Below are 12363 nucleotides of genomic sequence, written 5' to 3' on the forward strand. Positions count from 1 at the left end.
GGTTGCGGAACAGGCCGTCAGTCTACGAAGCCACGGTAAATCTTCTAAACGGGTAATCTATCTTCTTGTTACCTGATTTTCAGGTAGATATTTCCGGCAACGGAGTTCGCCCTTGAGACTTAACCTGCGTCAATTACAGATTTTTTGCGCAATTGCCCGTTCTGGCAGCACGACCAGCGCTGGCCAAGCGTTGTCGTTGTCCCAGTCAGCCACCAGTGCAGCATTGAACGAGCTGGAAGGCGCGCTGGGCACACGGCTGTTTGATCGGGTGGGCAAGCGGCTGGCCCTCAACGATAACGGTCAGACCCTGATGCCCCGTGCCATGAAGCTGCTGGAAAGCGCCCAGCAAATCGAAGACAGCTTTCTATTGCCCGGTGCGGCCTTGAATGCTCGTCTGCGCATCGGCAGTAGCAGCACCATCGGCAATTACGCAGTGCCACAGATCGTCGGCACTTTGCGCAGGTCGACGCCTCTGCTGCGGGTCGATGTGGACATCGGCAACAGCGCGCTGATCGCCCGAAAGGTTGCGCAGTTTGAAATCGATATGGGCCTGATCGAGGCTCCGTGTCATCTGCCCGAGCTGATTGCCGAGCCGTGGCTGGTCGACGAAATGGTCATCGTTGCCGGCTGTGGTCATCCGCTGGCCCGGCAGAACCACGTTTCGCTGGAAGAACTGCAGAGCGCGGAATGGCTGTTGCGTGAACCGGGCTCGGGCACTCGGGAAGAGATCGAACACCTTTTGCTCAGGCATTTGCACGATCTGCAGGACATGCGCCAGGTCGGCAGCTCGGAAGCGATAAAGCGCACCCTTGCTCAAGGCATCGGCATCAGTTGCCTGTCCCGTCGGGTCGTCGCCGACCTGCTGGCAAGCGGGCAACTGCGCACACTCGCCAGTCCGCTGCCTGCGCTGAATCGCCGGTTTTTCATGATCAGGCACCGCGACAAGTTCATTTCACCGAGCCTGGAGCGCTTCAGGGAGGCCTGCCGAGAAGCTGCCGATCAAGCGTTCACGCTGCGCCACGGTTTGAGCCACAACGCCAGTCCGACCAGCAATGACGCGCCATAAAGACAGCTCAGGCCCAGTTGCAGCCAGATGTCATGCAGTGGATGCAGCAACAGGGCGGCGAAGATCATCAGCAGGCTGGCCAGCAGCCAATGACTGCGCCAAGGCAAAGCGTCCAGCAACGACTGGCGACGCATCAGCAGCAGGCCTGTAACCAGCGCGCCACCCAACGCGGCGATGGCGATCCCGGTGAGGCCCAAGGCAAAGGGCAACGCCGCCAGCAGCAGCAGCGCGTTGCACAGGCTGCCGATCAACTCGCAGTTGAGCGGCAGGCGTGTGTCGCCAGCCGCATAGGCATAGCGCGCCAGCAGGGCATTCCAGGCACCGAACATCAGCGGTACGGCAAACCAGGCCAGCAGCCCCGGCAGCGGACCCTCATGGCTCTGGCTGGGCAGCAACAGTGTCACCAGCGCGCCAGCTGCACCGATCAACCCGGCCACCGCCGGCAGGGTCAGCAAGGTGGCGCTGCCCAGCCCGCGTCGGAGCAGCGACAGGCGCTGATCGCCGGCGCTGCCGCTCATCAGCCCGAGCAGTACCTGGTTCAGGCTCATCAGTGCAATCAGCGGCAGGTTGATCAGTTTGCGCGCCAGGTTGACCCAGGTCACCGCGCCTTCACCCAGCAACGAAGCCACCATTCGCTCAAGCAGGGCAAGCCCTTGGCTGGCCAGGTTGCTGCTCAGCAGCGGGCCGATACGTTGCAGCAGTTCACCCATTGCGCCAGCTTCCGACCGCCACTGCCAGGGTCGCCAGCCCGAGCGATACAGCGCAGGCACCAGTACGCCCGGCATCAGCACGCTGCCCAGCACGCAGGCACCGGCCAGCCCGTCTGACGTCGAGGCGTGGCTGAATGTGGCGAGGTAGATGACCGGCGGCAGATTGAAAAGCAGCGAGCCAAGCCCGGCCAGCACGAAGCGCGACCGGGCTTGCAACGGTATGCAAAACAGCGCATGCAGCATGAAGCCCGGCGCGCACCATGCCAGCCAGCGCAGGCCGCCGGCCGCCTGCGCATAACCGTCGGCGTCCAGCCCCGGACCGATAAGGCGCACCAGCCCCCCGGCACCGATCGCCAGCACTGCGCTCAATACCACGCCGGTCAATAACAGGCGCGGTGCCATACCGCCCAGCCAGCGTTGTTGCCGGTCTGCGGAGCGCTGTTGATAAAGAGGCAATGCGGCAGCGCTGAGCAAGCCTGCGGCGAGCGACATGCGCAACGCCTCGGGCAGGAACATCGAGACCAGAAATGCATCGCTCTGCCCCCCGGCTCCCCACGCTGCCACCAGTAGCCATTCACGGGCGAAACCGGCTGCCAGGCCGGTGAGGGTGGCCAGTGTCAGCCAGAGTGTCGAACCCAGCATCGCGTGCGGCGCTGATCAGTGAAACAAGGTGAACAGGCCTTTGCCGCCCACCTTGTAGTTGAGGTTTCGAGCGCGCTCGCCTTTGATTTCGGCATTCGGCCCACTGACGATGGCGTATGGAGGAACCGGTTTGGAGACCACACTATTGCCGCCCACTACCGCACCTTCGCCGATGTCTGCACCGAACGAGAGCAGCGCACGGCTGCAGATCCATGCGTAGTCGGCGATGAATACCGGTCCGCCCACTGCCCAGAACTCCGGCTCGTTGAGGTCATGTCCACCCGCGATGATCAGCACATGTGAAGCGATGGTGACGTGATCGCCAATCACCAGCCCACCCCGTGCATCCAGCTGACAATGCCATCCCACGGTGGTGTCGTTGCCGATGCGCAGACTGTCGACACCGAGCACCTCGGTATTGCGCCAGACGGTCGAGCCCTTGCCGATCTTTGCTCCGCCGATGCGCAACCACAACAGGCGCAGGGTATGGCTGGGAATCTTGCAGATCAGAATGTTGTAAGCCTGCTCCCAGGTTCGCAGCATGCGGTCGCGCAGGGTTGGCCAGTTGATTCCGTACAGTGGAATGAGGGCACCCTTGGTCTCATTGGCCAGCAGCTTATAGAAGCGCCGTGCCAGCGGGTGCTCGATGCGAGGCTCGATGTCGAGGTAGCAAATGAACGACAGGGTGCGTTCTTTGATTCGCGTTTCGAAGCACACTTCGTTATCCAGCATCCACTGGTAGGCGGCTTCCAGCTCTTCGAGCGGTACCGCCATCTTGCGCGCATAGTCGGGCAGTGCCTCTCTGAGATTATGAGAATGCATCATGCGGTGTTTCATGAGGAGGCTCCCGGCTCGGGTGAGGCGTCAGGGTGTTTAAGAGGGGTTGCGGTTTTGCCGCGCAGGCGTGTGGTTTCATGCAGGCTGATGCCGACAAATAGCCAGAACAAGGCAACCAGCACGCTGGTGAAACTGAAGTAGTGGTCAAACAGGCCGCTGAGCAACGCAGCCAGCACGCCCGTGGTGCAGCCAAGCGCAATCGCGTTCTCCGGAGTCAGTACGACCCGGTCGCTGCCTGGGCGAACTTCCTTCCACCAACTGACGGTAATGGCTATGAACAGCAGCATGCCCGGCAGGCCGATCTTGTAGATGAAATTCAGCCACAGATTGGAAATGCCGAATTTCGTATAACCCAGTACTGGCGGGTCGGTCTTGAAGCCGATGCCGAAAGGGAAGGTGGCCACCGCGTCGGGAAAATTGCTGTATTCGAGGAAGCGGATCGCGGTACTGACGTCGTCACTGGTAAACAGCCCCATCAGCCTGTCCTGCAGCGGCGGGTAGAACATCAGCAGGAAAATGCCGGCCACCATCCCGCCCATCAGCAGCCGTCCCAGATGTGGAATGCGTCGCCGGGCCATCAGCAGCATCACGGCGATCAGACTCAATAGTGCCCCGCGTGAGCCGGTCAGCAACAGGCCGATGGCGCCCAGTACCGCTACCGCCAGGCCCAGCCTGCGAGCCGAACCTGTGCGCGTCATGCCGAAGCAGAACGCCAGCGGCAGCAGCATCGCCAAGGCACCGCCTGCCACGTTGGGGTGCATCCACGGCGAGCCCATGCGGCTGGCGAGCGACAGCAGGCTCTCGCTCAGGATGTCCGCGCCGCTGTAGCCCAGACTGCCGAGAATCGGAATGATGGCAGTTGCCGAGCCTTTGGTTATATAGACCGTGATCGATAACAGCAACAGCAGCAGAGTCCCGCCAAGCAGCGCCATGACTGCGCTTTCCAGAGTCTTGGGGTCCCTCAGCAGGCGCGGTACCAGAAACAGGATCGACAGGTTGAACAGCCAGCGGACCCAGTTGATCGGGCCGTTGCCCTCTGCGACGACGGTCAACTGACCGACCAGAAACGGGAACGCACTGAACAGCATCAATGCCACCAGCAGTTTTTCGGTGCGCAGCATTTTGGGCACCGTGTTGCGTTCCTGAAAGACTGCGTGCAGCAGGTAGCTGGCCCAGGTCAACATGATCAATGCTTCGGAAACCGTGGTACGAACGCCGATCTGAATCGTAGAGTAGGGCAGGAAGGTCCCGATCAGGCAAAACAGCAGAAGCCCGCGTAGCGGACGACGAATGATCGTCGCAGCCGCCGCCAGACCGATTGCTGCCGCCACGACGAACGGTGCAGGCAGCATGCAGATCATCACGCCGAATATCAGGCTGAACATCAGCCCCAGGGGCAAGGCCAGTGGCATCAGCGTAATTCCTCCAGCGTCGCGTGCACGCGTTCGCAAAAGGCTTTCAACTGGTAGCGCTCGGTCCATTGTCTGGCAATTGCAGGGTCGTCTTCAGGCGCATGCGACAAAGTACCCATCAGCCTGATGAGGTTGCCGCTGTCGACAGGCGAAAAGCGTGGGCTGTCGGGCGGGGCGATTTCGTCCAGCGAAGAGCCTGTGGCCACAGCAACCGGTGTGCCGGTACTCAAGGCTTCGATGACCGGCAGCCCGAAACCTTCGCTTCTGGACGGTTGCCAGAGCCGATCGGCATTTTTGTACACCGCGTGCAGTTCAGCATCGCTCAGACCGCTCAGGACGTGCAGCCCCGGTAACTGACGCTGCGCTTCGGTCAGCGGGTCATCGCCGCCGACCAGCACCAGCTCCGGGGTATCGACGAACTGCATGCGTGCGGTTTGCCAGGCGTCGACGAACCACTTGATGTTCTTGCGCGGTTCGCGCGTGCCCACGCACAGCCAGTAACGCAGGGGCAGCCGCAGCGCACTGATATCGGCGGGCTCGCCCTTGAAGCCTTCTATCAGCAGCGGCACTACGCGCAGCTTGCCCTTGGCTTTGGGGAACAGGCGCGCGACTTCGTTGGCGGTGAATTGCGAAGGCACCCAGACCTGGTCGGCCACTCTCAGTGACCAGGCAATCGACAGGTAATCGGTCAGCCGGTAGATCCTGGCCTTCAGCCGCGAACCGTGGCTGTTGTGCTGAGTGATCTGAAACAGATCGTGCAACTGTAATACATAGCGCATGTCAGCCGGCTTGCGCCCCAGTGGCAGGCCCATGTTGATATTGGCGAAGTAGATCTGCACACCTGCATCGCGCAGCGCCTCGGGCAGGAACGAGCCTTCGAAGCGCAAACGGTCCGGCAGGCGATGTACCGAATCCAGCGGTGTCGCCCAGCGCGGGGTATGCATTAAGCGGCGTACCGGATGATCGTAGGGGGCCACACCGAACAGCTGCAGTTGCACATCCGGATGTTCACGAAACGCCTGTTCCAGGGCGAGGTTCTGGCGACCGATGCCGCTGGTGGGATAACCGGCTGCCGCGCGGTAGTCGAGTCCTATACGCATGAGCGCGATCCTTGCTTGGGGTGCGAAAAACGGGTGTAGATCACTTCCAGTTGGGCGGCCGAAACGGACCAGTCGTGGCGGGAGCGAACATAAACGCGGCCGGCCTCGCCGATCTGGTCGAGCCGGAGCGGTTTGTCGGTGTATTCGACAATCAGTGTTGCCAGCCCTGACGCCTCTTCGCTGCCCAGATAATGTTCGCCATTGGTGACCGCCAGCCCGGAGACGCCTTGCCCGGTAGTGACCACCGGCAGGCCGGCGGCCATGGCTTCCAGGGTCTTGAGCTTGGAACCCCCGCCCTGACGCAGTGGCGCAAAGAACATAGAGGCACTGGCCTGCAACACGCGCAGGTCGGGTACGAAACCCAGCCATTCGATACGCGGGTCAGGCCAACGCTCACGCCAGGCCTCAGGCAGACCGAAGCCACCAATGGCGAAGCGCACATGGGGGGCCTGAGCCCATACCAGTGGCATGATCTCGTCCAGCGCCCACTCGACGGCATCGATATTGGGGCCGTATTCGTAGTTGCCGATGAACAGTAGCCGATGGCTGTTACGGTCTGCATGAACGCTGGCGTAGTACGCGCAGTCGACACTGTTGACGACATAGGAGGTGGCCCTGCCACTCAGGCGCGAAAGTACCTTGGCGTCGTCTTCGGTGACCGCGATCAATTCGCTGGTCTGGCGGAACACGCGGGTTTCCCAGCGGCGATAGCGCCAGCGGTCGTAGACGGCGAAAGCATTGGCCCAGCGTGGCAAGCGGTCGTAACTGGCGGCACCCAGATCCGATTCGACATTGTGCTCGGTCAGCACGAACGGTTTGCCCGAGCGTTTGAGTGCTCGTTCGAACGGCTGAAAGAAGTAGGTGTGCTGCAACTGAATAATGTCCCAGTCCTGTTCAAGTAACTGTTCAAAGACCTTCTCCAGCTTTGGTGCGTAACCGTTGACGCTGGCCAGCATCGGTGCTGGCGCAAAAGCCACGGCCAGCAGTGTGCGCGGGCTGAGCAACGGGCGGCGATCGATCACGATCAAGCGTTCCAGCCAGGGCTCCAGTGCCGCACGGGCGCTGTCGTCCAGCGCGATCTTGGACTGGACCAGCAAGGTGATGCGATGGCCGCGCGCTGCCAGGTTGCGCAGCAAATGGTATTCCCGGGTTTTGCCGCCGCTGGTGGTTGGCCAGGGCAAGTAAGGGAGCGTCCATAAAATTCGCATGGCTCAGGGCTTCCATTCCAGAATTTGCAGAGTCGGCTTCAGCAGCAGGGTGACGCCCTGGCTGCCCGACAGTGGAGTCCGGCTGCCGGTCAATGGGTCATGCACGACCGCTTCGGTGATGTTCGGGAAATTCAGCGAGGTGCCGGTCGCGCTCCAGAACATCAGCAGATGAGCGCCATCGTCACGGGTCCACGGCACTGCGTACAGATCGTCCGGTACACGGCTCACTGCGGGCGGTTCGGCGGGTTGCAGGCGCGGCCCGGTGACGTTCAGAAAATTCTTCAGCGCGGTATAGACCGGTTTCGGGCTGGCTTGCAGGTCAAGCAGGCCGTAGCCCTGATCGCGAGCCGAGGCGCGCTCGTCCAGATCACTGAGGTTGAACAGGAAGATGCGCTGGAAATCCATCGCACTCATCAGCGCCAGCCGTCGCAGGGTGTAATCGGACTGGCCGGAAGTGCCGATCAGCCGTTGCATTTCCACGGGGCCATCATAACTTGACCAGCCCCATTCGGTGGCCCACACCTGCTTGACGCCATTGCTGTGCAGTAACTGATTCATGGCACCGGCGCGCACCAGAAAATCGCGGTCCGGTACCGAGTCGCCTTCCGGGTATTCGGAATACGGATGATATGCCGCAACGATATTCTGCTGCCCCAGGCCATTATCGAGCAGGCTCTGCAACATGTAGCCAGAGGTGCTGTGCATCTGACTGTAATAGGCCATGCCGGCGGTGACGATGGTCTTGTCCGGCAGGGCTGCGCGAATTGCGTCGGCCGTGGTGGTCAGCAGGCGCCCGTAGGCGGCCGGGTCCTCCTTGGGCAGCCAGACAATGTTCGGCTCGTTCCAGACCTGCCAGTTGTTCACCTGTGGATAGCGCTGGGCGAGGGCGGTCATGCGTGCCGCAAACACGTTGAAATCCTTCGGCGGATACTGATCACGGCTCTTGGCATCGGCTGGCGCGCTGCTGGCGAAGGGCGCCGAGCCCACCAGATACGCGACCGTGTTGTAGTTGTGTGCCTTGATCGCTGCCATCGCGGCATCCAGTTCGGTCAGCGCGTAACGATCCTTTTGCGGCTCGATCACTGGCCAGTGAATGGTCAGGCGCACCCAGTTCAGACCTAGTTCGTCCAGGCGGCTCATCTGTTGCTGGTAGATGTCAGGCGCAAAATATTGAAACTGCACGTTGACGCCCAGAAAATCCGCCCAGACCACCTCGCGAGGTGCCTTGAGGACCGTTGCCGCCTGGGTGGTGCCACTTATTGCCGCGCTGAGCAGTACAGTGGCGACGAGTTGCCGGAATCTGGACGGACGTTGCATATCACTTCTCCTCGCAGGCCTGGCGAAATACATCCCGAAAATGTTCTGCGGTGTGGCTCCAGACTCTGGCCTTGCCCATCTGCGAGGCGTTTTCGGCCCATTGCGTGACCAGGTCCGGGTTTGCGCAGACACGTGCCAGCGCCCTGGCCAGTCCTTCCACGTCGCCTTGCGGGTAGATAATGCCGTTGCCATGCGAGACTTCCTCGGCAAACGAGCGCGCATCCGAGGTAATCACGCCTCTGCCACACGCCACTGCCCACGACAGCGCCCCGCTGGTGCCACGCAGCTTGCCGAGGATCTTCAGTTTGCTCGATTCGCGATAGGGCAGGATCATCACGTGATGGGCCTGAATAACCTGCGGTATCTGCTCTGCTGGCAGGTCCAGTTGCCAGTCGATCAGATCGACCAGGCCCAGCTGTCGGATACGCAGTCGCAGCTGTTCCAGGTAGCTGCCGGACGGTCCAAAAGCCATTTCCGGCTCGCTGCCACCTGCCAGGGTCAGGCGCACGGTTGACCGCAGCGCAGGCTGTGCGGTGAATACACTGGCCAGCGCATCAAGCAGGTCCTCGATGCCCTTGCCGCGATAAATAAAGCCGAAATACAACAGACGCAAGGGTTGCAAGGGTGGCAGGGGAACCGGGGCGATGGCGACGTTGCCGTGGCTGATCACTGCCATCTGTGCACTTTTCAGCCCCATGCGCTGACGCAGGCTCTGGCTGCCTGCCTGGGTCAGCGTTACCAGTCGGGTCATATGTCGCGCCAGTTGCCGTTCTTCATGCAGGCACAGCGGGTCGGCCAGTACCGTGGCCATTTCCGGCAGGGGCGAACGCATGCTACCGACTATCGACAAGGGCCAGGGCAGCTTCTCGCGCCGCCAGACCAGCCGCTCGGGATCGTGCACCGTCGCGGTCAATGGCAACGTCGGGAAACGTCGACGCAGGGCGCGCAGGGCCTGGAACTCTGCGAGCCTCCCGCCGCCCAGCTCCGCGTGGACCAGATCGATTTTGCTCCAGTCCGTTTCGGCCACGCGCAGCTCTGCGGCGCGTGGATCGTTGCCGACACCCTGCAACGGTGTGCTGACTTGCAGGCCCAGTTCTTCGAGCGCGTGCCGCAGGTGCCCGGCGTAATCGGCGATGCCGTTTTGCTCGGGTGGCAGCGGCGCAAGCAGTGCGATGTGCATCAGCCTCGGCTCCCGATCCGCTTGAGGAAGCTCAGCACCTGCTCGGGTACCTCGAAGCGCCGGCGGTTGATGATGATCCCGTCGACTTTCTTGAACGCGGTATTCAGGTTGTTCAGCGTGTCTTCAAGCATGGGTACGGTAGTGTCTTCGGCGCGTACCACCAGCACGATCAGGTCAGCCTTGCGCAACAGCACAAAGGCATCCTGATTGGCGGAAAGCGCCGAAGCGTTGATCAACACAATTTCACCGGGACTGGCCGGGCCGCGGCCTTCGGTGCGGACCCGATGGCCCTGTTCGGTCAGCAGCATGCTCAGCCGCTCGATCACGAACGATACGCCTGCGCCGGATTTGACCGAGGTGAAGCCGATGGTCAGGCCGCGCTCGTCCACCTGATCGAGCGGCAGAATGCCGTACACCCGGTGCAGATTGGAGGTGAAGGCACCGCTGCGTTCCTGAGCACGTTCCAGATCGGGCAGGCTGGTCCAGACCGGGACGCGGAAGCTGCTCTCGATTTTGTCGCCATCATGAATACGCTGGTCGAGCAGGTAGAAGAAGTACAGGGCCACGGCGCCTACCACCATGCTCAGCGGGAAGGCCAGGAGCAGCATCAGCAGGCTTTTCGGAAATACCCTGCTGGGGTTGAAGGTCGCGTCCTCGATGGTCGCGATATTGCTGATCTGGCTATTGTCCAGTTCACGGTCGATACGCGATTTTTCCAGGCTGTCCTTGTACAGGGCATAGCTTTTCTCGGCCGCATCCAGCTCGTTCTGCAGCCGTGAAAGCTCCGGCTCCAGATTCAATGCCTGCTGACGATCGCTTTCCAGCTGGGCTATCTGCGCGTTCTGCTGAACAAGCTGGGTCTGCAAGCGCGCATAGCTGGTCTGCTGGTCGGCATACACGTTCTGCATGCGGTTGTAGATAGGGTTGGGCGTGATGCTTTCGGAACGCTGTACGGTAGCTTCCTGTTCCTTGAGCAGCTTCTTGAGGTTATTGACTTCCTCGTTGATCGCACGAATCGGCGGTGCCTCTTCCTTGAACGAGCGAAGCATTTCCTGACGCTCCACTTCTTTGCCATTGATACGGTTCTGCAAATCCTGGCGATTGGGGTTGAGGGCCAGTTCGCGACCTGCCGAGACGGTCTTGGGCTGCTCTGCCAGTTGTTTCTTCAGCAGGTCCAGACCTGCCTTGGTAGACGCAATGGAGCGGGTTGTATTGTTGCGCTCGGTACGCAGGTCGTTCAGCCCCTGCGAGGTATCCGCCAGACGCTGGGCAATACTCACTGCGCTCAACTGGTTCAGGTAATTCTGGATCTGCTTCTTGTACTCGATGATGTTCGCACCGGTCGTCTTCACTTCACCTTCGTAGAAGGCGTACAGGCTGACCCGGCCCAGCGTCTTGGTGCGTTGCGCCTGATACTCGGTGATCCAGGTCTTGAGCACGGTCTGAGCGACTTCCGGGTCGTTCCAGGTAAATCTCAGCTCCATCACCGACGAGCCGGGTTCATGGCTGACCTTGAAGTTTTTCTCCAGATCCTCGGCAAGACGTTCTGCCTGCGAGCGGTGCTCCACCAGGCCGATAAACTGCAGCACGTTGCGTACGCCGTTGACCACCGCCCCCACGACTGCCTTGAGACCGTTTTTCACCGACGCCAGAACGCCGGTTTCGGGTGGCACCATAGACAGTTCGGCCAAGTATTTCTCGGACACTGCACGCATGATCGGTCGCCCGCTGAGCATGCGCTCCTCGTCGAGAAGCGGGTCACGCAGGCCGCTCGGTATCACGATAGCCTGACGGTCGGACAGCTCGATAGGCACAGTGCTGCTGTCGCGACCGGGTTTGACCAGCAGTAGCGCAGTGGACTCATAGCGGTTGGGGAGCAGAAACGCGCCGAGAAGAATGATGACGAAGGTCGCCAGCACGGTGATCCTGACTTCGCGCTTGAAAATGAACAGCAGGCGCAGCAGGTCGCGGAATGAGCGGATGTTGATCATGTCTGTTTCCCTGACAATTAATTGTTGTTGCGCAGCTCGTAGTTCAGGCCCAGTCCGATCGACTTCGCGAAGGGGATCAGCTGGTTGAAGTACAGGGACACGCCGTCAACCTTGTTGCCGACCGATGATTTGGGAACGAACACGATATCGCCGCGTTTCAGCAGCACCGGCGCTGTAGGGCCACCTGCGCCGCCTGCCCAGAGAAACTTGCTGTAGTCGAAGAAGTAGGTCTTGTAGAGCCCGTTTTCCTCCTGGCGCAGAAGCGCGACCAGGCCCGCGTCCGCATCGAGCGCCACGCCGCCCGCGCCGACAATCGCCTGATCAAGATTGGTGGCAACGTTCACCGGCAGGGTGACCGAGTTGCGCACGGCACCGCCGACAAACACGGTATTGCCCGGTGACTGAGAAATGTTAATGGTCAGTGCAGTTTCGCGGTAAACATTCTGCAGCTTGTTTTCCAGCAGGTCATTCAACTGCTGGAGTGTCAGCCCGGCGGCCTTGACGGTGCCGATGTAAGGGTAGGAAAAGGTGCCGTCATTGAGCACCTGAAACAGGGTCAGCTCGTAGATCGAGTTGGCCGTAAACGCCGAAATCGAGGGTGCCTCGCCACTGTTGCGAACGATTCGAAGGGTATCGCCAGGGCGTATTCTTTCCGGCGGCAGCGGTTTGCCCGCCAGTGCGCGGCCCGCCGCCTGACCGGCCTCAATCTGCGCACGGTCATCCGGCAAGCCGACCCTGGAAGGGGTATTGCATGCACTCAACAGCAATAAGCTTGCGATCAGCATCATGCTTTTCATTGGTCCTGAACTCCTGTCGTGCACAAATACGGCTCCCTGACGGGTAATAAATTCATGTTGGCGGGTACTGCCTGTTCCGGTTGCTATCGATGAAAGGTCGGTG

At 60.9% G+C, this 12363-nt stretch carries 10 protein-coding genes; 1 reads left to right on the plus strand and 9 read right to left on the minus strand.

What is annotated here, in order from left to right; translation table 11 throughout:
* Positions 1-112: 112 nt before the first annotated feature.
* The gene (locus ALO80_RS26260; protein WP_055011089.1) at positions 113-1066 is read left to right on the plus strand and encodes a LysR family transcriptional regulator; all 954 of its coding nucleotides are present in this window, start codon (positions 113-115) and stop codon (positions 1064-1066) included.
* Here ALO80_RS26260 and ALO80_RS26265 read toward each other — a convergent pair.
* From ALO80_RS26265 to ALO80_RS26305, 9 genes are read right to left on the minus strand one after another with little or no spacing between them, the layout of a single operon-like run.
* Positions 1000-2418, minus strand: coding sequence for a lipid II flippase MurJ (locus tag ALO80_RS26265; protein ID WP_055011090.1), 1419 nt, complete (start codon positions 2416-2418; stop codon positions 1000-1002). The two genes, ALO80_RS26260 and ALO80_RS26265, sit on opposite strands and share 67 nt — an antisense overlap.
* 15 nt (positions 2419-2433) lie before the next feature.
* Positions 2434-3255, minus strand: a complete 822-nt coding sequence (locus tag ALO80_RS26270) for an acyltransferase (protein ID WP_055011091.1) — start codon at positions 3253-3255, stop codon at positions 2434-2436.
* A complete protein-coding gene (locus ALO80_RS26275; RefSeq protein WP_055011092.1) occupies positions 3252-4667 on the minus strand; it encodes an O-antigen ligase family protein in 1416 nt (471 codons plus the stop codon). Before ALO80_RS26275 ends, ALO80_RS26270 begins: the two co-directional genes overlap by 4 nt.
* Positions 4667-5767 (minus strand): glycosyltransferase family 4 protein, encoded by a 1101-nt coding sequence (locus tag ALO80_RS26280; protein ID WP_055011093.1) that lies wholly within the window; start codon positions 5765-5767, stop codon positions 4667-4669. Before ALO80_RS26280 ends, ALO80_RS26275 begins: the two co-directional genes overlap by 1 nt.
* Positions 5758-6975: a glycosyltransferase family 4 protein gene (locus ALO80_RS26285; protein ID WP_055011094.1), complete on the minus strand. Its 1218-nt coding sequence runs from the start codon at positions 6973-6975 to the stop codon at positions 5758-5760. The genes ALO80_RS26280 and ALO80_RS26285 overlap by 10 nt, the downstream gene beginning before the upstream one ends.
* Positions 6976-6978: 3 nt before the next feature.
* Positions 6979-8292, minus strand: a complete 1314-nt coding sequence (locus ALO80_RS26290) for a cellulase family glycosylhydrolase (RefSeq protein ID WP_055011095.1) — start codon at positions 8290-8292, stop codon at positions 6979-6981.
* A gap of 1 nt (position 8293) precedes the next feature.
* On the minus strand, positions 8294-9472 hold the full coding sequence (locus ALO80_RS26295; RefSeq protein WP_055011096.1) for a glycosyltransferase: 1179 nt from the start codon (positions 9470-9472) through the stop codon (positions 8294-8296).
* Positions 9472-11463, minus strand: a complete 1992-nt coding sequence (locus tag ALO80_RS26300) for a GumC family protein (protein WP_055011097.1) — start codon at positions 11461-11463, stop codon at positions 9472-9474. Before ALO80_RS26300 ends, ALO80_RS26295 begins: the two co-directional genes overlap by 1 nt.
* A gap of 17 nt (positions 11464-11480) precedes the next feature.
* On the minus strand, positions 11481-12260 hold the full coding sequence (locus ALO80_RS26305) for a polysaccharide biosynthesis/export family protein (RefSeq protein ID WP_054985274.1): 780 nt from the start codon (positions 12258-12260) through the stop codon (positions 11481-11483).
* Positions 12261-12363 lie beyond the last annotated feature (103 nt).

The organism is Pseudomonas caricapapayae (genome assembly GCF_001400735.1).
GTDB classification, from domain to species: domain Bacteria; phylum Pseudomonadota; class Gammaproteobacteria; order Pseudomonadales; family Pseudomonadaceae; genus Aquipseudomonas; species Aquipseudomonas caricapapayae.

Coding starts and splice junctions, on each gene's coding strand:
- ALO80_RS26290 (WP_055011095.1), bottom strand. CDS start 8,292: ATGCAACGTCCGTCCAGATTCCGGCAACTCGTCGCCACTGTACTGCTC.
- ALO80_RS26285 (WP_055011094.1), bottom strand. CDS start 6,975: ATGCGAATTTTATGGACGCTCCCTTACTTGCCCTGGCCAACCACCAGC.
- ALO80_RS26265 (WP_055011090.1), bottom strand. CDS start 2,418: ATGCTGGGTTCGACACTCTGGCTGACACTGGCCACCCTCACCGGCCTG.
- ALO80_RS26295 (WP_055011096.1), bottom strand. CDS start 9,472: ATGCACATCGCACTGCTTGCGCCGCTGCCACCCGAGCAAAACGGCATC.
- ALO80_RS26280 (WP_055011093.1), bottom strand. CDS start 5,767: ATGCGTATAGGACTCGACTACCGCGCGGCAGCCGGTTATCCCACCAGC.
- ALO80_RS26275 (WP_055011092.1), bottom strand. CDS start 4,667: ATGCCACTGGCCTTGCCCCTGGGGCTGATGTTCAGCCTGATATTCGGC.
- ALO80_RS26300 (WP_055011097.1), bottom strand. CDS start 11,463: ATGATCAACATCCGCTCATTCCGCGACCTGCTGCGCCTGCTGTTCATT.
- ALO80_RS26305 (WP_054985274.1), bottom strand. CDS start 12,260: ATGAAAAGCATGATGCTGATCGCAAGCTTATTGCTGTTGAGTGCATGC.
- ALO80_RS26270 (WP_055011091.1), bottom strand. CDS start 3,255: ATGAAACACCGCATGATGCATTCTCATAATCTCAGAGAGGCACTGCCC.